Origin of the sequence: Kordia sp. SMS9 (genome assembly GCF_003352465.1) — a bacterium.
In the GTDB taxonomy this organism is placed as follows: Bacteria; Bacteroidota; Bacteroidia; order Flavobacteriales; family Flavobacteriaceae; genus Kordia.
The window spans coordinates 2749111-2773983 of sequence record NZ_CP031153.1; the positions used below are offsets into that span (position 1 = coordinate 2749111).

17 protein-coding genes are annotated in these 24873 nt (G+C 33.2%); all 17 read left to right on the forward strand.

Annotated features, from left to right (window positions below; genetic code table 11):
• Position 1: 1 nt before the first annotated feature.
• Positions 2–4774, forward strand: a complete 4773-nt coding sequence (locus tag KORDIASMS9_RS11900) for a non-ribosomal peptide synthetase (RefSeq protein ID WP_114903049.1) — start codon at positions 2–4, stop codon at positions 4772–4774.
• Positions 4775–4832: 58 nt separating this feature from the next.
• Complete coding sequence (gene panD / locus KORDIASMS9_RS11905) at positions 4833–5180, forward strand: aspartate 1-decarboxylase (RefSeq protein ID WP_114903050.1); 348 nt, start codon at positions 4833–4835, stop codon at positions 5178–5180.
• A gap of 208 nt (positions 5181–5388) precedes the next feature.
• The gene (locus KORDIASMS9_RS11910; protein WP_162819908.1) at positions 5389–5895 is read left to right on the forward strand and encodes a class I SAM-dependent methyltransferase; all 507 of its coding nucleotides are present in this window, start codon (positions 5389–5391) and stop codon (positions 5893–5895) included.
• 263 nt (positions 5896–6158) lie between these two features.
• On the forward strand, positions 6159–6785 hold the full coding sequence (gene ribA / locus KORDIASMS9_RS11915) for a GTP cyclohydrolase II RibA (RefSeq protein ID WP_114903052.1): 627 nt from the start codon (positions 6159–6161) through the stop codon (positions 6783–6785).
• Positions 6786–6795: 10 nt separating this feature from the next.
• Positions 6796–8478 (forward strand): WD40 repeat domain-containing protein, encoded by a 1683-nt coding sequence (locus KORDIASMS9_RS11920; RefSeq protein WP_114903053.1) that lies wholly within the window; start codon positions 6796–6798, stop codon positions 8476–8478.
• A gap of 31 nt (positions 8479–8509) precedes the next feature.
• Positions 8510–9409, forward strand: a complete 900-nt coding sequence (locus tag KORDIASMS9_RS11925; protein ID WP_114903054.1) for a hypothetical protein — start codon at positions 8510–8512, stop codon at positions 9407–9409.
• 489 nt (positions 9410–9898) lie between these two features.
• Positions 9899–11587, forward strand: a complete 1689-nt coding sequence (locus KORDIASMS9_RS11930; RefSeq protein ID WP_114903055.1) for a WD40 repeat domain-containing protein — start codon at positions 9899–9901, stop codon at positions 11585–11587.
• An 11-nt stretch (positions 11588–11598) separates the two neighbouring features.
• Positions 11599–12630, forward strand: a complete 1032-nt coding sequence (locus tag KORDIASMS9_RS11935; RefSeq protein WP_114903056.1) for an SUMF1/EgtB/PvdO family nonheme iron enzyme — start codon at positions 11599–11601, stop codon at positions 12628–12630.
• 12 nt (positions 12631–12642) lie between these two features.
• On the forward strand, positions 12643–13641 hold the full coding sequence (locus KORDIASMS9_RS11940) for a pyridoxal-phosphate dependent enzyme (RefSeq protein WP_114903057.1): 999 nt from the start codon (positions 12643–12645) through the stop codon (positions 13639–13641).
• Complete coding sequence (locus tag KORDIASMS9_RS11945; protein WP_114903058.1) at positions 13638–14168, forward strand: flavodoxin family protein; 531 nt, start codon at positions 13638–13640, stop codon at positions 14166–14168. Before KORDIASMS9_RS11940 ends, KORDIASMS9_RS11945 begins: the two co-directional genes overlap by 4 nt.
• A 5-nt stretch (positions 14169–14173) precedes the next feature.
• Complete coding sequence (locus tag KORDIASMS9_RS11950; protein ID WP_114903059.1) at positions 14174–15931, forward strand: non-ribosomal peptide synthetase; 1758 nt, start codon at positions 14174–14176, stop codon at positions 15929–15931.
• A 2-nt stretch (positions 15932–15933) separates the two neighbouring features.
• The gene (locus KORDIASMS9_RS11955) at positions 15934–16848 is read left to right on the forward strand and encodes a hypothetical protein (protein WP_114903060.1); all 915 of its coding nucleotides are present in this window, start codon (positions 15934–15936) and stop codon (positions 16846–16848) included.
• Positions 16849–17015: 167 nt separating this feature from the next.
• Positions 17016–18980 carry a KedN5 family methylcobalamin-dependent radical SAM C-methyltransferase gene (locus KORDIASMS9_RS11960; protein ID WP_162819909.1) on the forward strand — a complete coding sequence of 655 codons (1965 nt, stop codon included), beginning with the start codon at positions 17016–17018 and terminating at the stop codon, positions 18978–18980.
• Between the two features lie 6 nt (positions 18981–18986).
• Complete coding sequence (locus KORDIASMS9_RS11965) at positions 18987–19847, forward strand: MbtH family NRPS accessory protein (protein ID WP_114903062.1); 861 nt, start codon at positions 18987–18989, stop codon at positions 19845–19847.
• 292 nt (positions 19848–20139) lie between these two features.
• Positions 20140–20898 carry a serine O-acetyltransferase gene (locus KORDIASMS9_RS11970; RefSeq protein WP_114903063.1) on the forward strand — a complete coding sequence of 253 codons (759 nt, stop codon included), beginning with the start codon at positions 20140–20142 and terminating at the stop codon, positions 20896–20898.
• Positions 20899–20951: 53 nt separating this feature from the next.
• On the forward strand, positions 20952–22571 hold the full coding sequence (locus KORDIASMS9_RS11975; RefSeq protein ID WP_114903064.1) for a cyclic peptide export ABC transporter: 1620 nt from the start codon (positions 20952–20954) through the stop codon (positions 22569–22571).
• Positions 22568–24862 carry a penicillin acylase family protein gene (locus KORDIASMS9_RS11980; protein ID WP_114903065.1) on the forward strand — a complete coding sequence of 765 codons (2295 nt, stop codon included), beginning with the start codon at positions 22568–22570 and terminating at the stop codon, positions 24860–24862. Before KORDIASMS9_RS11975 ends, KORDIASMS9_RS11980 begins: the two co-directional genes overlap by 4 nt.
• The last annotated feature ends 11 nt before the right edge of the window (positions 24863–24873 follow it).

Sequence of the window (24873 nt, forward strand, 5' to 3'; positions counted from 1 at the left end):
TATGGATGGAATTTTTGATATACTTTTAAAAGCTAGAGAAGGAGGAATTATTGTTGAATTGTCTGGAGAAGATTTAGAATTGTCTCTTCTTCGTGAAGATTATGACGATTCCATTATACCTACTATCAAAGAAAACAAAGCCAAAATTATTGAGTACTTAAAAAATTACAATTCTAAAAAAAGAATCAAAATTTCTAAAGCTTCGGCATCTAAATTTTATCCTTTGTCCTTCTCTCAACAACGACTTTGGATATTGGCTCAGTTTCCAAATGCTAGTATTGCATATAACATTACGGGAGCACACAGACTGACAGGCAATCTACATATAAATGCTTTGAAAAAAGCAGTTTTTTCAATTGTTGAAAGACATGAGTCGCTTAGAACCTATTTTATTGAAAACGATCAAAATGAAATCAAACAAGCCATTCTTCCTTTTCAGAATGTAATTGGAGATGAACTGTTTAACTATGTTGATTTAAGAACTAACAATTCTCCAGAGGACTCAGTAAAAGAAGCAATTCAAAACGATTTTAAAACACCTTTTGATTTACAGAAGGCACCTCTATTACGAACAAAATTGTACCATCTAAAGGATCAAGAATATTGTTTTCTTTTTTCCATGCATCATATTATAAGCGATGGTTGGTCTATGGGTATATTCTTCAATGAACTCTTTTCTTTCTATCAGCTGAATGTATTGAATAAACCACTCGTAAAACCACCTTTACAACTTCATTATAAAGACTTTGCTGTTTGGCAAAATAATTACTTTACTTCAGAGAAAGCGAAAAAGGATGAAGCATATTGGATAGATCAGTTTAAAGGAGAAATTCCTGTTGTCAATTTACCTGTAGATAAGCCATATTTGCAATTGCAATCCTACAATGGAAAATCCACTTCAAAGGTTTTCAGTAAAAAAGTAACTGCATGGGTAAAAAAACATAGTCAACAGAACAATGGAACGCTTTTTATGAGTTTGTTGTCTCTTGTGTACATTCAATTGAATCGATACACTGCACAAAAAGACATTGTTCTTGGAACTGTAATTGCTGGTAGAAATAGCAGTGAATTAGAAAATCAAATAGGGTATTATTTAAATACCTTGGCCTTGAGGATTCAAGGTGGCTCAGAAGAAACGTATGACTCTATTTTTTTCAAAACAAGAGATGTTGTACTCAAATCCTTTTCTCATCAGAACTTCCCTTTTGAAAGGATTATTGAAGGAATAGATCTTAAAAGAGAATTGAGTCGAAACCCCTTATTTGAGGTAATGGTTGAACTGCACAATATTGATAATATTAACGATAATGAAGTCAAAAAAATCAATTCAGATTTAACTATTGAAACATATAACCATATAGAACACAAAACGAGTAAGTTCAGTTTGGTTTTTAACTTTTTTGACAAGAAAGGTCAACTGTTTTTAGATTTAGAATACAATACAGACTTGTTTAATGATGAGACTGCGATTCGTTTGTGTGATCACATGGAAAATCTGCTTGAAGAAATTTCAAAAAATTCAGAGCTTCAACTTGATGCCATCAATTATTTATCAGATCAAGAAAAAGAGCAGGTAGTAACTAGCTTTAATCAGACACAAGCAGACTATTCAAAAAACAAGTCCATTATAGACCTTTTTAGAGAGAAAGTAAGTCAGCATCCCAATAAGATCTGCCTCAAAGATGACGATTCGTCATATACATATCTAGAGTTAGATAAGCGATCCAATCAAATAGCGGAGTTCATATCTAAAACACATGGTGATGATGATAAACTGCCCATCGCAATACTACTCAATCGATCTGCCGAACTCATTGTGGTTTTACTGGGAATTTTAAAATCGGGAAGAGCATACATCCCTGTAGATCCAAATTATCCAGAGGAACGGGTAAATTATGTGATTCAAAACAGTAAGGCAAACATAGTCTTCAAAGAAGAAGAGTATTCGTTAAATAGTTTAGATGGTGCTTCCGTTCATTTGATTCAAGATGTTCTTAAAGAGAGTTTGAAATTAGAAGGCAATACATCAATTCAGATTTCTCCATTTGATACGGCTTACATCATATATACATCAGGCTCAACAGGAAACCCAAAAGGAATAGAAGCACACCATCAAGCAGTAGCGAACTCACTGTTAGGAATTCAAAAAAAACTGGGAATAGGTATAAATGACACCTTATTTTCTGTAACAACCTACTCTTTTGATCCATCTGTGTTAGACTTCTTTACTCCTTTAATTTCGGGAGCAATTGTGTATATCGCAAGCTTTAAAACCTTGGAAGACCCTAGCTTAATTATTGAAGAATTATCTGAAATACAACCCACAATTTTACAAGCTACACCGAGTTTTTATCAAATGTTATTGAATGCAAACTGGAAAGGAAGCGATCAATTAAGAATATTATCTGGAGGTGAGCAAATGAGTGAGACCATTGCCGCTTGGTTGTTAGAAAACTGTTCAGAATTATGGAATATGTATGGTCCCACAGAGACAACAATTTGGGCAAGTATGAAAAAATTGAATCTACCAATAGAAACCTCAAATATAGGAACCCCTTTAGATAACTATAAAGTATACGTTTTAGACGAAGCATTGAATCCTTTACCAACAGGAATTGCTGGATCTATTTACGTTGCAGGTGATGGAATCAGTAAAGGATACTTTAATAACGAGCAGTTGACAAAAGAAAGATTCGTTTCAAATCCTTTTGATAAGAATTCTAAAATGTACAATACAGGTGATATAGGGATGTGGAAAAGTAATGGAGAATTAGAATTTCTAGGAAGAAAAGATTTTCAAGTAAAAATTAGAGGATTTCGTATTGAGTTAGGGGAAGTAGAATCTAATATTTCACAATTTAGTACATCCATCAAACAAGTTGTTGCTCATGTGCTAGAACTGAATGGAGAAAAGGCTCTTGTAGCATATTACACCAAAGAAAACAGAACAGAAATAGATAAAACAAGTCTACGTGATTTTGTGCAAGGTAAGTTGCCAGGATATATGGTGCCAAGTTTCTTTGTAGAACTAGAGTATATTCCACTTACACCCAACGGGAAAGTTGATTTCAAAGCACTACCTAGTGTTTTTGATGAAGCCTTATTGAAAAAAGAATACAAACCACCTACCAATCCAACGGAACAGTGTTTGTCTGAAATTTGGCAAGAAATTCTAGGAAAAGAAAAAGTAGGAATTGAAGATAATTTCTTTAACCTAGGAGGAAACAGTCTCACGATGATTCGTGTGATGTCTATTTTTAAGGAAAAGACAGGAAAGAGTATTAAAATTCAAGCATTTTATGCCCACCCTACCATTAAGGAAATTGCTACGCTTGTAAATGGTACAAATCAGCAATTAGATTTTGTGCTGCATAAGGCGCCAACGCAACCATACTATCCTGTCCTTGATGCACAAATTGATGAGTGGATTTACTTCCAAATTAAAGATCAGTCTGCATTACAACAAAACCTGCAAATTACGCACATGCTCCAGTACCTCAACAAAGAGTTTTTTGAATTAGCTCTTGCAGATCTTGTAAAAAGACATGAGTTGTTGAGGACTACTTTTATTATAGATAACGGCAAAATAAAACAAAAAATATGTGGATTTAAAGACGTTAATTATGTTGTGGAATACCAAGATTTAGCAAATGAAAGTTTGATCAAAGCATTTCTAGAAGAAGATAAAAAACGTCCCTTTGATTTGGGGAGCACTCCATTATTTAGAGTGTTGGTGATTCAAATTCCAGAAAATCAATATTTCATTTGCTTTACCATTCCGCATATATTAACAGGAGGAAGAGGAAATCCGGTACACGATTTATTCGAAATTTATTCTTCGTACATTTTTCAAAGAGAAGCTACATTAAAACCTATATCGTATTACTTTAAAGACTTTGCATATTCTATTAGCCAGGTAAATGAAAGTGAAAAAGTGAGAAGTTCTAACTATTGGAAGAGTAGTACAGGGGCTAGTTTGCCCGCCCTAACTCTTGCCACAGTTGAAAATTTTGAAAATTATCAAAAAAGAAGAAACAAGGAAAAAGAGACAGTAGTGTCAAAAGTTGAAGCACTAGGAGTTGAAATGGAAACTTCATTGATTTATGTGATCAATAGATTCTCTGAGTTTGAAGGAAAATCATTTAACAAAGTACTGTCTAAAGACATCACTCAGAAGTTATCTATCCTTGCCAAAGAAATGGGCACTAACTTATTTAGTGTTATTACAGCTATTATCAAAATATGGGTTTCAAATATTACACAGCAAGAAGATATTTTTGTTGCATACCCAGATACACTTAGAAAAAATCAAGAATTAAATGAAATCTATGGATGGTTGGCAAGTGGTGTTATTATAAAAACAAAAGTCAATAAAAATCAATCATTTTCAAGCTACATAAAAGAAGTTGATAAAGCAATTATTGAAGCATCAGAACATTCCATGTATTCCGTACAACGTATGCATTATGATTGTAATCACTCATTGTCTTTCCATGTGCCAGTTCATATCAATTATTTTACGCATGATGGAAGTGTAAAAAATATAGATACAAACTTGATAAATGACGACAATGTTGTTTATGAACTAGCTATTGATATACACAAATTTGATGATGGAATTTGGTTGCATGTAAGACATTTAGAGATGTTGCTGCCCCAAGAAAGAATGAAAAATCTATATATGATTTTTGAACAAATGATTCATCGCGCTACTTCAGATCCTAAAGTAATAATAGAAAAATTATACGAACCAGATAGAGAAACTATTAGTTAAAATCAAATAAGAAAAAAAATTAAAAATTGTAGTTCTGTACTAAAAACAATAAAACCTTATGATGTTACAAATTTACAAATCAAAAATCCATAGAGTTAAAATTACAGAAGCTAATCTTAACTACATAGGAAGTATAACCATTGATGAAAATCTTATGAAAGCTGCAAACCTGTATGAAGGCGAACGCGTACAGATAGTAAATAATAACAATGGAGAAAGGATAGAAACTTATGTGATTAAAGGGCAAGCAGGATCAGGTATTATATGCCTTAATGGAGCTGCCGCTAGAAGAGCGCAAGTAGACGATATTGTAATTATTATATCCTACGCATTCATGACGCCCGAAGAAGCCAAAGAATTTCAACCTGTAACTATTTTTCCAGGAGAAAACAATCAATTACTATAAAACCAGCAATTGAAACCTATCAAAAGGAAAACCTTTGATAAGAATACAACAAACTAAGATGTTGAAAATGTAACTACTAACTTTAAAAAGCAATTCAATATTTAGCAATAAACAAAGTTCACGATAATTAACTATTAAAATTTAACTAATGAAAACTTTAAGATTCAATCCTCATCCGGAGTGGAACAATAGTAAGTCAAACAGGTATGTGAAAGGATTATACGATTTCTGTGAGTATGTCTCCTCCGAATTAACAAGAACTCATCCATTAAAAATGTGTGAAATCGGTTCGTATATGGGAGAATCAACACTAATTTTTGCTTCACAAATGATCTTTGATGAAATTCAATGTATTGATCCTTTTGAAGGAGTAGAAGAATTTAATGAAATCTCCAATAGAGACTGGGTGGATGTTGAGCAAGAATTTAAACTAAATACAAGGTATTTTGATCACATTGTCTTGCATAGGGATTATTGTGAAAATGTTGCTGATAAATTTGAAAACAACCACTTCGATCTTGTATACATAGATGCAAACCATAGTTATGAAGATGTGAAAAAAAATATAGAATTGTTTTTACCCAAGTGCAAAACCATCATCTCAGGACATGATTACCAACAAGAATGGCCAGGAGTTGTACGAGCTGTAAATGAGGTTTTTGGAGCACCAGACAGACTTTTTGCAGATGGGACATGGATGAAAAAACTGCCATAATTTGATTATAAAATAAATTTGAAAACTAAAATATAGTAATAAATTTTAATAGCTATCGTATAAAAAAAACCTATAAAAAATCGTTTAAATGTATACGTGTTTATACATTTTTCAAATGGTTTAAACGGTGAAGCTAGAAACAGAAAATTAAACAAATGAGAAAATTCTATTGTTAACGAATTACATCAAATAAAGTAACACATTAAGAATTTTAAGTAAGTCAACACAACAAATTAATGTTGTCCTCAAACAATTATTGTTAAATGGAGCAAAAAATAGACAAACAGATTAGAAACCGGGTTGTCATACCGATTGAAACAGTGACGCAAAAGATAGATGGAGCCTTTTTTACTTTCCATAAAGAATATCTTGAAACAGACAAAGAACACATTGTTATTGGTCTAGGAGAATGGGGAAAAAAACTCCCAATTGTACGAATGCACTCTGAATGCCTTACAGGAGATGTATTCGGATCTGAACGATGTGATTGTGGGAATCAATTACAAGAATCATTGGATTTGATCCATGAAAAAGGAGGCTTTTTAATTTATTTAAGACAAGAAGGAAGAGGCATTGGATTGTATAACAAGATAGATGCTTATGAATTACAACTTAAAGGGATTGATACATTTGAAGCAAATAAAACCTTAGGATTTGATCATGATTTACGAGATTTTTCTGTGGCAGCTAAGATGCTAAAAGCACTTGGAGTAACAGAAATTATTCTACATTCTAATAACCTAGATAAAAAAGGGCAACTCGAAAAAAATGGGGTTAAAGTTGTAGAAATGATAAATACAAAATCGTACATAAAAGAAGGAAACCAAAATTACCTACAAGCCAAGAAATATATTGCAGGTCATCAAATTAACTTAGAACCAAAAGGATAAAAAATAAAAAATGATTACACACAAATCTCCAATTAGCGGAATATCAGCTTACAAAAATACCTATGTTGCTACTGCTGGATATGATAACGTTATAATTTTATGGGATGCAGAAAGCAAAAGGTCTATTGCAAGAGGTTGTCACGACCACTTAGTAAACCAATGTGCATTCAATTCAAATGGAAGTTATTTAGCATCTACAAGTTCAGATTACACAACGCGTATATGGAAAATTCCATCCATGCAAATTCAATCAATTTTAATTGGACACACTGATGATACTGAAGGAATTTCATTTCATCCAACCAAAGAACTGATTGCGACTAGCTCCAGAGACACTACTATTAAAGTATTCGATTTTCAAGGACAACTTATCAAAAGTCTACAAGGACATAAAGATGATGTAATTTCTGTTGAATGGATGAAGGATGGCGACATACTCATCAGTAGTTCAGATGATGGAACGGTAAAGTTTTGGGACGTTGAATCAGGAAAAATTCTCAGAGATTTATCATTTGATGATGTTGAAACTGATACCATTGCAGTTGCAGTAGAAGGAACCATTTTTGCAGGAAATGACGAAGGTGAAATTGTAATCATTTCAAATGATACCGAAACAATCAATATTGAAGCTCACAAAGCAGGTATCAAGCGATTGGTGTATTCAGATAGTGTGAAAAAACTCATTAGTTTAAGCTATGACAGATCTTTTAAAATTTGGAATTTTAAAGACGGAAAGCTTCATTTAGAAGCCAATCACCAATTTGACAACATGGTTTGGCCAAGGTCTTGTGCATTTCTAAATGATTCAGAAGTTGTTTTTGGAACCTTTGGAAATAAATATGCTCAATTCAATTTGAAAACAAAAGAATGGGTAGATAACAATATTGAACCTACCTATGGATTCAACGCTGTTTGTGAATCAAATGGAGATATTTATGCAATAGGAGATGCCGGTTTTACCTTTAAAAATGGAGAAAAAAAGGCAGAAGTAGGAAGTCTATGTAATTTTATAATTGACTTTAAAGGAAGTATCATCGCAGGTGGACAAACTGGAGAAATTTTCAATGGAGAAACGGGAGAAGTTTATTATCAACATTCAAGTCCATTAAACTGTGCAGTAAATTTCAAACACAACGAAAAAGATGCTCTAGTAGTAGGAACCTACACAGGAGAGGCAGTTGTTTTAGTTAAAGACAAAGAAGGAAAGATTGCCTATGAAGGAACATTTTCTTTACATGAAAATGCTATCAAAGGCATAGCAGCTTCAGACTCCTCCATTTTTTCAGTGTGTGCAACAGGTGCTGCGGCATATCATGATGTCAATTCATTCAAATTACAAAAAGTGATAAGTGATGCACATTACAAAATCGCTAATGGATGTGTTAAAATAGGGAACGGACAATTTGCAAGTATTAGTAGAGATCTTAAATTAAGAATTTGGAAAGATGGAAAAGCAGCAGTAATTGATACTGATCATATAAATTCAATCAAATGTATTTCTAGTGATACTGAAAACTTCATTGCATTAGGTGATTATGTAGGGTTTGTTTCTTTATACGATATGAAGAAAGCCGCTTTCGTAAAACATATAAGAATAAGTGATTTTGGAATATCTTCTATGACTTTTGATTACTCAAGAGGACAATTCATAGCAAGCTGTTATGACGGAAAAACGTATGATATCAACGTATGACAATTAATTAATATTCAATAAAAAAACATATATGATTACTTCGGAATTAATACACAAAGGTTTGTTTGCAATGGCAGATTCTTCTCAAACTGAAAATTGGTTTTTTGGTCATTGGGGAGCTGCCATCATTACAACAGCTTTATTTATAGATCTAAACCCATTAAGTGAAGAAGCAAAAAACGCAGCGATTTCACGGATAGATAAAATTCTAAAGAGTAATGAAATTATTTTTAAAGATGAACCTACGAGTAAACAAACTACTGAAAGCCTTCAGCCTCTTTTAGATGCTATTGAGATTAATATCAATAACTTATCTTCGGGAGCTCATGGCGTTATCTATGGAGCACTCGCATTAAAAGCAATTGATTTTCTAAATTATGAAATTCCAAATAGTTATATAGGCCATATTTGCAGCGTTGTAAAAAGCGCACAAAATGATGGTTTGTTAGATCGATATTGGAATATTTCTAATTATAAAGAAACAAATATCTCTTTATCACAAATTCCTACTTTCAATAACGTTTATGAGGCTGCATTGTTTTGTTTAAAAAATCAAAAAAACCTTAAAGCTAACCAAGAAATCAACAATAAATTTCACTTTTTTCAAGGCACTAAATTACATCAAATAACGCACTCACATGCCCTAGTGCTTCTTCATGAATTAGGATACAAAGAATTAGCAAAAAAAGGAATCCATAGTTTAAGAAAACAAATAGCTTTTGGTGATTTAGCGCCTAAAGGATTAAAACCTCATTCATTACAAAAAGTATACAGTCCTTTTCAAGCCTCTTTCTGGGAGACAGAAGCTAATGATATTCATTTTTACAAGCTGGCATATCCAGTTTTTGATCTATTCAGAACTTTAAATATTGAAAACAACGAGCGTTTGCTAGAATATATCAATCCGCATTGGGAACTATTGGCTGGGTAATGTAACAAAGACAAACTTTAAAACAATCACTTCTCAATTATTGAAAGTAGGATAGAAAATTTAGTCACATTACTCGGTATTGGCAAACTAAAATCCCTAAAGTATTTTACATAAAAATGCAGACTATCCGAAGAAATAAAGAGTTTTAAAGACAAAGTCAATAAAGGCTATCTTTTTAATACAAAAGAATTTGCTGTAAATATTCATAGAATTACACCTGTTTATGAACACATTAACTCATACTCTCATAACAAAAGCCAAGGAGTTGCGCTAACAATATAAAAATGCAATCTAGCTTAGTTCACACAAAAAAAATTCTAAGTACAGTTAACCTGAAGTTCAGAAAACAATAAAAGTATTCAGCAAAAAATCAACCATATCATCGAACGATAATTACATGAGAAATTGTTAAAAAAAGATCATTCAAAATTATCGAATGCAAATACCTTATAAAAACATCTATTTATTTAATATAAAAAAAAGAGCAAAATGATTACACACAGATCACCGATTAGCGGAATTTCCGCCCACAACAACAGATACGTTGCAACCGCAGGATATGACAATGTTCTAATCCTTTGGGATGCAGAAACCAAAAGATCAATTGCAAGAGGTTGTCACGACCACCTAGTAAACCAATGTGTCTTCAATGGAGATGGAAAGTACTTAGCTTCTACGAGTTCTGACTATACTACACGAGTATGGAAAATTCCATCGATGCAAATTCAATCGATTTTAACAGGACACACAGACGACACAGAAGGAATTTCATTTCATCCCACAAAAGAATTAATTGCCACCAGTTCAAGAGATGCTACAATAAAAATTTTTAATTACAACGGGCAATTAATAAAAAATCTTAAAGGACATGAGTTAGATGTAAACTCTGTAGAATGGATGAAAAACAAAGATGTTTTGATAAGTAGTTCGGATGACGGAACGGTAAAATTTTGGGACTATGAATCAGGAGAGGTAATTAGAGACCTTTCATTTGATGAAGTAGATACAGACACTATTGCTGTTAGTGGCGATGGAACTATTTTCGCTGGAAATTATGAAGGTGAAATTGTAATCATATCAGAAGAAAGAGAACCTATTAATGTAAATGCACATAAAGCTGGGATTAAAAGCCTTGAATACTCAGAAAAACAGCAAAAACTTATCAGCTGTAGTTACGACAGATCATTTAAGATTTGGAATTATAAAGATGGGATGCTTCATTTAGAGGCAAACCACCAATTTGACAACATGGTTTGGCCAAGATCTTGTGCATTTCTCAATGATTCAGAAGTTGTTTTTGGAACCTTTGGGAACAAGTATGCTCAATTCAATTTGAAAACAAAACAATGGGCAGATAATAATATAGAGTGTACCTATGGGTATAACGCAGTATGGGAATCTAATGGAGATATCTATACGATTGGTGATGCAGGATACACTTTTAAAAATGGACATAAAATCGCGGAAGTTGGAAGCTTATGCAATTTTATCATTGATTTCAAAGGAAATATTATTACTGGAGGTCAGACAGGTGAAATCTTCAATGCAGAGACAGGAGAGGTATATTACCAACATTCCAATCCATTAAATTGTGCTGTCAACTTTAAAAGCAACGGAGAAGATGCATTAGCAATTGGAACCTACAATGGAGAAGCTGTAGTATTGACGATCGACAAAAATGGTTCCGTGCAATATGAAAACACATATAAATTTCATGAAAACGCCATCAAAGGAATTGCAGCATCGGAGGAATCTATATTTACGGTTTGTGCAGCAGGAGTTGCGGCATATCACGATGTCAATACTTTCAAATCACAAAAAGTGATCACTGATGGACATGATAAAATCGCTAACGGAGCGGTGGCAATCGGAAATGGAAACTTCGCAAGCACAGGAAGAGATCTTAAACTAAGAATTTGGGAAGATGGAAAAGTAAAGGTAGTTGATACAAGTCATAAAAATTCAATCAAATGTATTTCTAGTGATTCTGAAAGCCTAATCGCACTAGGAGATTATGTTGGATTTGTCTCTGTATACGATATGAAAAAAGACGCTTTTGTAGCACACATGAGAGTCAGCGATTTTGGAATATCATCTATGACGTATGATACTACACGAAAACTCTTTATTGCAAGTTGTTATGATGGAAAAGCGTATGATATTGAACTTAGTAAATAAAAACAAAACTCATGGAAAATAACCTTTTAGAATATAGTTTAAATGATCGAGCACCACTTGTAAACGATTTTACAAAAACTAAAATATGTGATCTTTCTATGCGAGCTGCCATGGGATTAGAGGAATCGTACAAAGCCAGTTCTATAGATTTCCCTAAAGAAGAATATGCTTCTTTACGAAAACTGTCGGAACAGGAATTGGTTTCCATAATTGAAAACGCAGAGGAGCCATTTACACGTCGATTTGTGGCCGGGCAGTTGTTAGCCTTGTTAGGAGATCCTAGAATCAACGTTTTAAATCCAGAAATGATCGCAATACCATCATGGACTGGACTTTTAGGACTCAAAGTAAGTGAAGTGGATGAGGTAGTAGAAACCTATAAAAACTATGGAATCATTGATGAATGGATTCGTAAAGAAACACCACAATACACCGCCACAATACAAGAATTTCAAATAGCAAAATATCCTGTAACTCACCAAGAATACTGGGAATTTTTAAAGGATACTGACTACGCCGAAATCCCCACTACGTGGCCACTTGGGCAATTTCTAACAAGTCAATCCAATCATCCAGTACACACCATTAGTTCAGATGCTTGTGTACAATATGCCAAATGGCTCTCTGAAAAAACAGGAAGAAAATTTAGACTTCCCACAGAAGCAGAATGGGAGTATGTGGCAGGTGGTTCGGATGGACTTGAATTTCCTTGGGGAAATACCTTTGAAAAAGATCACTGCAATACCGTTGAATCAGGCATCTTTCGATCCACACCAATCGGAATATTCCCAAAAGGAAATTCGCCGTTTGGTTGTGCAGATATGGCAGGAAATGTAGAAGAATACGTAAGTGATTTTTACCATGCCTACGATGGAGGAGAATTAATTGCTGACGATTTAACTCGCGAAAGAACAACATATCGAGTTGCGCGAGGAGGAAGTTTTACTCGATTTAGAGATTTAGCCAGATGTAAAAGACGTCATGGAAGATATATGAGCGAAATCTATGTAATGGGTTTCCGGTTAGCAGAAGATATAGATTAAAAAAACATAAAAATGAGAATTCCGAATGGATTTAAAGAAAAAACACTAAAAGAGTACCCAGCACTGCAACAGTTTTATAAGAGCCTAGCAGAACCTCTTTTTCTTGAAGTAGAAACACCCGAAGACCATGCTCGGATCATAGCAAAATGTGAGTACAATCATCCAGGTGAAACAATTAAAGCAAAAGTCGCATTGGCAATGATTTGGAAACTTTTAGACAACTTAGAAAAACCAACCAATGAAATTACCGTTTTAGAATATAGCGGTGGAGGTTTGTCTATGGCATTATCAAAGTTGTGTTATCTGCTCGGAATCAAAACGGTGTTGGTTCTTATGGATAAAACACCAACAAGTGTCTTGGACGTACTTAGAGGTAATGGAGCAGAAATAATTTTGACAGATGCCAAAAAATATGGCTTTTACGGAGTGATAGAAAAAGCCCGTGAATTGAAGAAAGAACATCCTGAATGGAAATTTCTGTACCAACATGAAAATAGAGCAAACTATCATTTTCATTATCACGTAACAGGTGAAGAAGTATTAGATCAAAATTACGAATCCATAGACGCTTGGGTCACTTCTATTGGTACAGGTGGTACGCTGATTGGTGTATATGATTCCTTAAAAAGAAAGTATCCTCAATTGCAACTTTACACGAATATGCCCAAAGAAATGCCGTATGCGCATGATGGTCCTTCAAATGCGTTACCAAAGTTCTCTGGCTCAGGTGGATTGGGATGTGGAAAAAAACAAAAGTTTGTAGAAGAGCGTGAGCATGAAGTAGTAGAACATTACTTAACCTCTTTTGAGGAATCACAAGAAGAAATGATAGATTTCTACGCAAAAACAGGAACATTCATAGGAAGTTCTTCAGCGGCAAACCTATTTGTAGCAAAAAAAATCGCAAAAAAACTAGGTAAAGATGCAACCGTATTAACAGTTTTTCAATCAGGAGCACTGAAAGAAGAAAAAAAGAAAATATTGGAATCTCTTAATCAAACAGCGAAATGATTGTTGTTGTATATCATTCTAAAACAGGAAGCAACAAAGAAATTGCTGAAACAATATATTCATTTATTCAAAAAAAAGGAGTTGAGGTTCATATAATTTCTGTTGAAGAAGTAGAAAATAACTGGAAACTAATCTCCGATGCCAAAGGATTAATTTTAGGATGTCCTACTTATTTTGGAGGAATTTCGTCGGACTTCAAAAAATTTATGGAAAAAAGTTCTGTATTCTTTCCTTCTCAACGGTGGAAAGACAAATATGTAACTGCTTTTACATGTTCAGGAGCACCAAGTGGCGATAAACTTGGAACCTTACTTCAATTATTCTTGTATGCGTGTCAACAAGGAATGATTTGGGTTGGTTTAGGGACAGGATATACAAACTCCAAGAGCGAAATTAATAGACTTGGTTCTTGGGTAGGACTGATGGCGCAGACTACTGATGACGGTAAATCAAAAGTATATGCGTCAGATTTAAAGACTGCTGAATTACTAGCAGAAAGAATGATTAACATTATAGAAAAAAAATAGTAACTATGTTCAAAGCTTCTATAGATTATATAAAGGAAAATGCAGAAAAATTTCCTGAAAAACCTTCTGTCCGTGTAGAGGACAATTACATCACCTACAAAGAATTGGTAGGGCAAGTTCATGTATTATCCAACCATATTTTAGATCGTGGAGTTTTATTGCAGGAATATATTGTGGTGTATATAGACCGATCCGTAGATTGTATTGTAAGCTTGCTTGCAGTTTCAAATATCGGATGCATCTTCGTACCCATTGATCCTGTACATTCCGAAAACAGAATCTCTTACATTTTAAACGACGTAAAACCAGCCATAGTACTTTCAACATCAGCATTGGCTGACAAGTTAGACTATCCAAAACACAAGATTCTTTGCGTAGATACATTAGATTTTACGCAGCCCGATTATACACCTGTAAATGTTCGTATTTTACCAGCTTATGGAATGTATCTTCTGTATACATCTGGAACCACAGGAAATCCAAAGGGAGTATTAGTAAACCATGGTGGAGTTGAAAATTTATTAGAGGAAATTAAAGAAGAGTGGCCACTAGAGAAAAATGTACTGCAATTTGCCTCTTTAGGTTTTGATGCATCACTTCCAGAGTGGTCAGGAACCCTAGCCAAAGGAGGAACTGTAGTCATGATCAAAAACAGAAAACTGACCTTAGGAAACGAACTTCTGAAACTAGTACAAGATCAAGACATTGCTTTCATGAAAATGCCAGCAGCGGTTTTAACAACATTAAATCATGAATATCCACTACCAGCACTCGAAACTGTTGTAAGTGCAGGTGACGCATGTAACCAAGATTTGGTAGATAGATGGGGAAGAAATAAAGAGTTCTACAATTGTTACGGACCTACCGAAGGTTCCATAGGTACTACACGCTTACAATGTTTTGTAGGTAATGATGAAGTGAATATTGGAAAGCCGGCTCAAAATCTGTACATATATATTCTTGATGAGTCATTAAATCCTGTAAAAGAAGGCGAAAATGGAGAAATTTACATTGGAGGAAAAGGAGTTTCGTACGGGTATCTCAATCGCCCAGATTTAACAGCAGAAAAGTTTTTACCAGATCCATTTAATGGAGTAGGCACTCGAATGTACAAAACAGGAGATTTAGGGAGTTGGTTGCCAGATGGAAATGTAGCATTTAAAGGACGTTTAGACAATCAAGTAAAAATTAATGGTTACCGTATAGAACTTGAAGAAATCATTAAGAAAATTAAGGAAATGCCAGCAGTTTTAGAAGCTTCAGTCATTCCTGTCTTTGAAGAGAAACTTCAATACATGATTGCATTTTATCAATCAAAAGAAGATACAAACTTGGATGAGGAAATAAGAAAACATCTTTCCAAAAAATTACAAGATTATAGTATGCCTCATAAAATACAGCGTATTGACAAATTTGAACTGACCGTAAATGGAAAGGTAAATACCAAATATTTACATGAGAATTACAAAGAACTCTTAGAAGAAACTTCAGTTGATAATGAAGCTGTAACTGTTATTGTAGAGGAAGAAGACGAATTTACTAAAGATCTGAAAGCAATTTGGATGAATATTCTAAAAGTAGACTCCATTCAAAACGATAGTAATTTTTTCGATATGGGAGCAACTTCTTTAGATGCAGCTATTTTAATGGGAGAAATTGAAGGAAAGTTTGAAGTAGCTCCTTCTGTATTAGATTTATACGAAAATGCAACCTTTGGGAGTTTCAAGAAGTTTTTAGAAAAATTTATTAACGTATTTAATTAACTATGGATATATATATGTCAGGGGTTTCCTGTACACTTGGAGAAAAAAAATATAATTTTCGAGAAATAGAAGAATTTCAAGAACTAATAAAAAAATTTGGTCTTACAGATAAGCCAGATTACTGGAATTGGGGAAACTTTCACAAAGCAGAAAAAACTCTTTTTGAACAAGCAGAAATAACCATTGCTAAAACACTAAATACTATTTCTATTGCACCTGAAGATATAGAGCTTGTTTTTTTTTGCTGCTCTGCACCTGGAACTGATTTTAGCAAAGTGAACACAAGTTTAGGAAATATTCTTGTTAAGAATAATATCTCACAGGTTCAGATTATTGGGCAGAATATTGGAGGTTGTACGTCTATATTTCATGTCTTGCGAGTGGCAGAAGCATTGATTTCGCAAAAGCTTTATAAAAACATATTGGTGGTAGCATCTGATAAAGTACCTAAAGATTCTGATCGAATGTATCAATTTGGAATTTACAGTGATTGTGCTTCTAGTTTTTTACTCTCGTCTGAAGAAAAAAAAGGATACAAACTCAAAAATGTCTGTGTAGCTACCGATACAAAACTGATGAGTGGCGTGATGGAAAATAGAGACAGTCATTTTATTCATTTGAATGAAGTTCACAGTAACTTACGTACTACTGATGAGTTCGATAAAACCAAAATAGAAAAGGTTTTTATGACCAATGTTTTTAAGCCTATTATGAACATTAATTTAAGTCGCTTAGGCTACAAATCACACCAACACTTTTACGATAATATTGCGACTACAGGACATTGCTTTGCAACTGATCCGTTGCTAAATTTAATTACGTACGAAAATAACTCTGAGATGCCTTCACAAACTAACTATTTGTTGGCAGCCATAGCTTCTGGACATGCAGCTTTTGCTTCCATCGAAAAAGTATAGGAAACTCACAAAACAATTTGAATAAGGGTTTCAAACTACTTCATTGTTAAAAATTAATTTTTTTACAATCACTCAAATACATTTTGTAGCGATTGATTGTACCCTAATTTATCAAACAGAAGCACAAGCTATTGTCTGAAAATCAATTACTAAAACAAAATCATGATATGAAAAAAACAAAAGTAGCACTTGTACACAAAGGAATATGGGATATGGAATTGTTAAGTATGCCACTCGCCTGTGGATATATTAAAGCATACGCGTATCAATACCAAGAAATAGAAGACGAATTTGATATTCAAATTTTCAATTATGGAGGAGGACAAGAAACTTTGAATATGATACATGATATTGTATACGGATACAAACCAGATATTTTAGCTTTCTCAGTGTATGGATGGAATTATTTTGTTTTTGGAAGAGTTGCAGAAACTTTTAAAATGGTGCATCCTAAAGGTCTCGTTATTATGGGAGGAGTACATGTTGCAAAACAGGGAGATAAAGTCTTTACAGAGTATCCGCATGTAGATATAATTGTCAACGGAGAAGGAGAAAAAACATTTACAGACTTACTCAAAGCCTATAAAGAAGATGGAAACTGCAAAAAAGAATCCATTAATAGCATCTCATACAGAGACGAATTAGACAAAATCATTACAACTAAGGCAAATGATCGAATGAAAGATCTGAACGAAATTCCTTCACCCTTCTTAACAGGAGCCATTCCTATGCTAGATGAGAAAGGAAATTTCTTATATGATGCTGTTACAATGGAAAGCAATAGAGGCTGTCCGTACAACTGTTCTTTTTGTTATTGGGGAGGTGCAACAGGAGCCAAATTGTATCGTTTTGATATGGATCGAATCAAAGACGAGTTAACCTTTTTTGCTAAATTAAAAGTGGAGAATATTGCTTTGGCAGATGCAAACTTTGGAATGATAAAAGAAGATGAAGAGATTATGGATCACATTATTTACTTGAATAAAACCTATGGATATCCAACCAATTTATTTCCATCATGGGCTAAAAATAAAGGAAAAATATTCTACAATATTGTGAAGAAAGTAAAAGATGCTGGATTTGCAACCGACTTTACTTTGGCACTACAAACACTCGATGACAAAACCATTGAGTTAGCGCAAAGAAAGAATATGAAGATCAATGCCTTTGAAGATTTATGTAAATTTCTAGACGATCAAAATATGAACTCTTATGCGGAACTTATTTGGCAACTTCCTGGAGAAACGTACGATTCCTTTTTAGAAGGATATGATAAAACGGCTGCCTATACATCCAGAATAGCAACATATAATACATTACTTTTACCAAATACAGAGTATTATGAAAATAGAGAAAAATACGGTTTCGTAACTTTCAAAAATGAATATTACGATTACGAATCTATTCTGTCAACAAATACCATGTCGTATGAAGACAATGTTAAGATGCACCACTTTTTATTTTGGGCACGATTGGGAGCAGAGTTGATGTTTTTTAGAAATATTTTCAACCCACTACGTGTCTTTCTAAACATTACACAATCTAAGGTATTGCTCGACTTGAATGATTTTATAAGCAATCGGGATGACGATTTTTCAAACGGAATCAACAATTTAAAGATGGACATTGTAAGCACTTTAGACGTAACGAGAATTAGCAAACCCATTCGTTATTTATACACACATGAAGATACCAAATCTGTCATGAGAGAATGGTGGCAAAGTTTCTTAGAGCGCAAAATACCAAAAGAACATCAGCATTTTTTCTCTCAGCTATACATTTATGATGAAATGACCAGAGCCATTCACAAAACAACCGCAGAAAGAGAAGGATTAGAAACCTTTCAAAGTGGAGATTTCGTTTATTATGTAAGTAAAGAAGTTATTTTTAACTATGATTTTCAACAAATTATTATCGACTTAAAAGCCAAAAAAGAAATTGGATTTTTAGAAAAAGGACCTGATGCCAAATTAACCTTATACCACAGAACAGGTTTTGAGAATTATATAGATAATCATGAAATTGTTTTACGATATACCGGAAAAACAGAAAGTCAAGTATTAGAGGAGCAAGGAATTAACGAGACAACCGATCACCATTTCCACGTAGTTGGATTACCAGAAAGAGCATAACAAATTATGGAAGAAACATTATATTCAGTAGTAGTAAATAGCGAAAAACAATATTCCATCTGGAATACAGACAAATCCCTCCCAATTGGATGGGAAGAAGAAGGAACCAAAGGTACCAAAGAAGACTGTTTAGAGCATATCAAAACCATTTGGTCTGACATTAGGCCAAAAAGTTTAATGGATTATATAGAACGTCAAATCCCCAAAAAGAAAGTTGTCATTACGCAAGATCAAAAAGACAAACATTTAGAGGCGATAGACACCTATAAAAAACGGTATTCTGCTGGGTTGGATACTTGGAGCGGCATGGACTATTTGAAAAAGGGAATTCAAATTTTCTTCAATGATTATACTTCATTACCAAGTAAAGATGTCTTTGAAATAGGAATTGGAACAGGACGTTCTTCTGAAACTGTTTTAGAATTAGGACATAGTCTGACAGGAATTGATGTTATTGAAAATGACAATTGGTCTATTCTAAAAGAAAAATATGGAGAAAAGTTTCATGCTTTTGTAGGAGACTTTACGGAATACACGAGGAGTAAAAAGTACGATATTGTTTTAGATAATGGATGTTTGCATCATTTTGAACCAGAATATTATGAAATAACCTTCCATCAAATCCATCATCTTCTAAAATCAAAAGGATGGTTTTATTTAGCCGTATTTAAAGAAGATGATACCTCAGTAGAAGAAGGTCGTGTAGAATATATTGATGGAGGAAAAAGAAGATGTAAATACTTTACAAAAAAGGAAATTGCTGCCTTATTTGATCATTATGGCTTCACCTTAAAAGATACACAAGAAGTATCAAGAAGTTACGATAGCCTAATGACAATGCTTTGTATAGCACAAAAACAATCTTAAAAATGATAAATTACAAAGAAACTCCCTTCCTTTAGTGCTCAAATTCATTTATTAATGAATCAAATAAAAATTCTTTATACTAAAAAAGTTTTTCTTTAGTAATTGAAAAAGAAGAAACAACAATAAAACCTTTTTCACATCTTAATGTATGGGATGAAGCAAGAATTATAAAAAGAAATTTTAAGCTAAAAAAAGGCATAAAAGCATCAATTATTTCAATCAATTCTACGGAATTATTTTTAGTACAGAAATGATTTGATCAAATTTTACTTTAATAACAATAAGTTACATAATGAGGCATAGTGATGAATATGGATATTCAGAAATAGATATCCCTTTTTTAACTAATATGAATGATAAAAAATCAATTAACAAGGAAAAAGTTATAGATGATATTTTGCAAGTGTTAGATACGTTTTGTAAACCTGTACACATTCAAATATCAAAACTTGAACTTCATGAATTATCGGAGGTAATTTTAGAAGATTTAAAAGCGCGTGTCGAACAAGATCCAATCGCATTAAATGACCAGTTTATCTATTCATTATCGAAGTCTTTTAAAGTGATTTTTTATTATCGAATAGCAAATTTTCTTTTCTATTTAGAGGAACAAGATGAAAATTTACTTCACAAATTTTGCGCTTTCAAAATATCGGAATATGCTGCAGTTACTTGTGCCATAGAAATTCACCCTGAAGCGAAAATAGGAAAACGATTTGTGATTGATCATGGTATTAATACATTGATTGGTGCCACCTCTATCATTGGTGATGATTGTACTTTATTACAAAATGTAGTATTAGGCGCTCGAAAAATAACATTTAACAAAAAAGGAAAAAGGCATCCCACAATTGGCAATAATGTGTATATTTCTGGTGGTGTACGTTTATTAGGTCCTATTCATATCGGAGACCATGTAATGATTTATCCAGACTGCATTGTAACTGATGATATTCCAGATTACTCTAAAATTAAATTACAAAAGAAGCACTTAGTCATTACCAAGAATCAAAAAGTAATGGACAATAAAAACCATAAAAAAACCATATAGTTTTTTATGAAATCTAGTCTCAAACCAAAACCATTCATAAAGACACTCATTGCATGATAAAAATTTCTAAAAAAAGCATCATATTATATTCTGTTTTAGGAATCATATCAGGGCTTTCAAGTTTCTTCTTTATCGCTTTAACAAATAGTGTTATCAACCTTTCTATTGCAAATAGAATGCCTAAAGAACATAACTATTTGCTTTATTTTTCAATAACTATTGTGTTGTTTTTTGTAATAAGAAGGCTCTTGTCAGAGGGAATTATAGAACTATCTCAAAAATTATTTTGGGATATTAGAAAAAGTATTACCAAAAGTATTTTGAAAGCACCTTACTTAAAAGTTTTTTTACTCAAAGATGAAATCTATGCAGCACTCACTTCAGATGTGGGCAGTATTACCAACGCATCCTTAGTCATTGTTAGATTAGTTACCTCTATCATTCTAGTTCTTACTTGTTTCATCTACATGTATGATTTATCTCCTGTATATTTTTTAATAAGTCTAGGCTGTATTTTTCTAGGAATACTCATTTATTTTAGAAATTCAAAAACAAGCAATAAAGATTTTAAACGTGTTAGAAATCTCGAGCAAGACTTTATGCGAGTTTTCAATAGTGTGCTCCATGGAAATAAAGAAATAAAAGTGAATCCTCAAAAGGGTGACGATTTGTATGAATGGGCATTATCTCCAATTGTTATAGAAGGTGAGCAAAGAAATAAAAAAGCTTTAGTAGGCTATCTAAATAGTCAATTAGTCAGTCAAATACTCTTTTATATCATTATTGTAGTTATTTTAATTATTTCAGGAAATTACTTTGATATTTCCTTGGGAATTCAAGTGAGTTTTGTATTTGCATTGCTGTATTTGCTTGGTCCAATAGTGAATATCATGTTGAGCATTCCTACGTTAAATGTTGCATACATTTCTCTTAGGAAACTTAAAAAGCTTAAAGAAAAGTTACAATATGATGAAAGCGAAGTCAACTTACCTAAGCTATTGGAGAACGATGAGGAATTTAAGAAAATTGAATTTATAGGGTATCAATATCAATACGAAGATAATTCCTTTTCACTTGGTCCTATAGATTTCTCCATAACTGCGGGAGAGATTATTTTTATTTATGGCGGAAATGGTTCTGGAAAAACCACCTTTATCAACACATTATTAAGTCTGTACACTCCAAATGCTGGAAGTATTGTATTGAATGAAAAATTAATCGATCAAAATCCAAAGTCAATCAGACAATTATTTACTCCAGTTTTCAATGATTTCTATCTTTTTGATGCTTTTTATGGAATTGAAAACATTGATACTGAAAAAATCCAAATGCTTCTTGAGTTATTTGAATTGGACAAAAAAGTGACCTTAAAAGATAATAAATTTTCCTCCACAAACTTATCAACTGGGCAGCGAAAAAGATTGGCCTTAATTACTGCAATCATAGAAGACCGTCCCATATTAGTATTAGATGAATGGGCAGCTGACCAAGATCCAGAGTTTCGAAAAAAATTCTATACAGAAATCATTCACTGGATCGTAAAACACGAAAGAAAAACCATTTTTGCGATCACTCATGATGACAATTATTACAACGAAGCAGATCGATTGTTTCAAATGAATTACGGAACCTTAAATCAAGTATCAACTCAAAAGAAAATCACCAAAAAATGAGAATTATAAAATTAAGCTTTGTCCTTCTCTTATGCATGATTTGGATTTTTGTAACCAACTATAAATATTTTCCAATAAACAGTATAGGTTCGTTACTATCGTTCAAATCTGGAGTTATCGGAATTGATAACAACGAAGACATTACCTCTCTAAAACTATACAACAAGGATTTAGAAATTAAAGTAGACTCATTTGGGATTCCATATATCTATGCAAAAAATAATGAAGATGTTGCTTTTGGATTGGGCTATATGCATGCCAAAGATCGTTACTTTCAAATGGAATTAATGGCCAAATTAGTGCAAGGAGAACTCTCTGAAATGATTGGAGTGCGAGGAATCAGATCTGATAAATTGTGGAAACCATATGAATTTAAAAGAAAATCCCAAGAGATTCTAGAAGAATACAAACGACAAAGTACAGACGTATATACCTATTTAAATAGTTATGCTTTGGGAATCAATACGTATCTAAAAGAAAACAAAATAAACGATCCTTTATATACCATTTTTGGACTTGAACCTCAACCTTGGAAACCTGAATATTCTATTTTGGCAACATGGTATATGAGTAGAAACTTGGCGTATTTTGATTACCATGTAGAGCGACAGGAATTGTTAGATAAATTACCTCAAGAACTGTTACATATCTTATACCCTAAAAGTCCAAAAGATTTAAAAACCATCTTATCCTCTCAAATTGATACGACTCAAATACACGAGCAACCAGTAACGAATGTATCTGTTAACAGCAAAGCTAAAAGCTCACCGTTTGTTACCGGAATTGGAAGTAATAACTGGGTGGTAAATAGCAAGAAGTCAAAAGGCGATGCGGCACTGATAGCCAATGATCCACACATGCGATTAACATTTCCAGCATCGTTTTATGAAGTTGGTTTACATGGCGGTCAAATACAAGTATATGGGTATAGTATTCCAGGAACTCCTTTGGTAGTTAGTGGACATAATGAGAAAATAGCTTGGGGAATAACCAATGGAGAATGGGACATGACTGATCGTTATTTGTTGCAAACAGAAAAAGATAGCTTATATTTCTACAGAGGGAATTGGATTCCTTTTGAAGAAAAAGAATATCATATTGATGTAAGAGGTCGTTCAAAAATTACTTTCAAAGTTCAAAAAACCGTTCATGGTTTTGTAAAAAAAGAGGGCGATGTTTCCTATGCCCAATATTGGCATCCAGAACAAAAAAGTCATTCTATTGGTGCTGTGTATAATGCAATGAGAGCAAATAACTGGAAAGATTTCACCACTGCTCTAAAAGACTATGACTATCCTCCTCAGAATTTTATATATGCAGATATTTATGATACAATAGGAATCATTACAGCGGGGAAATTACCAATAAGACCTCAAGGTTTTGAAGGAGGTTTGCTAGATGGAACAAAAGAGCCACTAAAGCTTGAGTTTTCAAATCAATTAGTATACGAAGAAAACCCAACATCAAATTATCTTTTTTCTGCCAATCAACAACCAATCCAAAATGATAAATATTATGGCGCACACTGGCATAAAAATGACTACAGAGTAAATCGTATTGATCGTATTTTACAAGAGAATGACAACTGGAACCTTTCTAGCATGAAAGAAATGCAATTGGATGAAGTAGATATTTCATATTATCATGCCAAGGAAGTTTTTAAAGAGGTCACTTTTGACAAAAAATATCAATACATTATGGATGTATTTGAAGATTGGAATGCAGATATGACCTACGATTCTAGAAATGCATTCATTTATGATATTTTTAGACAACATGTAGAAAAAGAGTCGAAAGAATATGCAAACTCTGTGCTACATGTGAGGCAGGCACCTTCCATGAAATCCTTTTTAAATTATATAAACGCTGGAGTTGGAAATAAACAGCCTAAAAAAGAACAACTACTGTCCCGTATTTTAATAAGAACAGATTCAATGATCTTAGCCAAAAAAAATCTTGAATCAATTGAAAAATATAAAAATGGATTCTTCGTATTTAACGCTTCATTCTTACCCGGTTTTGGAAAAAAAATGCCATTTCAAGGGGGAAACAAAAATACTATCAGCTTAAATGAAGGAGTAGCTAACCCAGTTTTTCGATCTGTTTATGAAATGAAAAAAAACAACATAAAAGGGTATAGCATACTCGCTGGAGGACAAAGTGGCAAAATGAATTCTCCAAATTACGAAGATCAACTTCTTCATTGGGAAAAAGGAAAATTCAAAGAAACACAATTTTCCAAAGATCCAAATCAACTTAAAAATATCATGTATACCATTCGATCCAAATGATGAAATTAATA

What these genes read in the sequence shown, in the direction of transcription:
- KORDIASMS9_RS11930 (WP_114903055.1), top strand. Translation starts at nt 9,899, where the DNA reads ATGATTACACACAGATCACCGATTAGCGGAATTTCCGCCCACAACAAC.
- KORDIASMS9_RS11960 (WP_162819909.1), top strand. Translation starts at nt 17,016, where the DNA reads ATGAAAAAAACAAAAGTAGCACTTGTACACAAAGGAATATGGGATATG.
- ribA (WP_114903052.1), top strand. Translation starts at nt 6,159, where the DNA reads ATGGAGCAAAAAATAGACAAACAGATTAGAAACCGGGTTGTCATACCG.
- KORDIASMS9_RS11925 (WP_114903054.1), top strand. Translation starts at nt 8,510, where the DNA reads ATGATTACTTCGGAATTAATACACAAAGGTTTGTTTGCAATGGCAGAT.
- KORDIASMS9_RS11935 (WP_114903056.1), top strand. Translation starts at nt 11,599, where the DNA reads ATGGAAAATAACCTTTTAGAATATAGTTTAAATGATCGAGCACCACTT.
- KORDIASMS9_RS11900 (WP_114903049.1), top strand. Translation starts at nt 2, where the DNA reads ATGGATGGAATTTTTGATATACTTTTAAAAGCTAGAGAAGGAGGAATT.
- KORDIASMS9_RS11940 (WP_114903057.1), top strand. Translation starts at nt 12,643, where the DNA reads ATGAGAATTCCGAATGGATTTAAAGAAAAAACACTAAAAGAGTACCCA.
- KORDIASMS9_RS11950 (WP_114903059.1), top strand. Translation starts at nt 14,174, where the DNA reads ATGTTCAAAGCTTCTATAGATTATATAAAGGAAAATGCAGAAAAATTT.
- KORDIASMS9_RS11920 (WP_114903053.1), top strand. Translation starts at nt 6,796, where the DNA reads ATGATTACACACAAATCTCCAATTAGCGGAATATCAGCTTACAAAAAT.
- KORDIASMS9_RS11945 (WP_114903058.1), top strand. Translation starts at nt 13,638, where the DNA reads ATGATTGTTGTTGTATATCATTCTAAAACAGGAAGCAACAAAGAAATT.
- KORDIASMS9_RS11965 (WP_114903062.1), top strand. Translation starts at nt 18,987, where the DNA reads ATGGAAGAAACATTATATTCAGTAGTAGTAAATAGCGAAAAACAATAT.
- KORDIASMS9_RS11975 (WP_114903064.1), top strand. Translation starts at nt 20,952, where the DNA reads ATGATAAAAATTTCTAAAAAAAGCATCATATTATATTCTGTTTTAGGA.
- panD (WP_114903050.1), top strand. Translation starts at nt 4,833, where the DNA reads ATGATGTTACAAATTTACAAATCAAAAATCCATAGAGTTAAAATTACA.
- KORDIASMS9_RS11980 (WP_114903065.1), top strand. Translation starts at nt 22,568, where the DNA reads ATGAGAATTATAAAATTAAGCTTTGTCCTTCTCTTATGCATGATTTGG.
- KORDIASMS9_RS11955 (WP_114903060.1), top strand. Translation starts at nt 15,934, where the DNA reads ATGGATATATATATGTCAGGGGTTTCCTGTACACTTGGAGAAAAAAAA.
- KORDIASMS9_RS11970 (WP_114903063.1), top strand. Translation starts at nt 20,140, where the DNA reads ATGAGGCATAGTGATGAATATGGATATTCAGAAATAGATATCCCTTTT.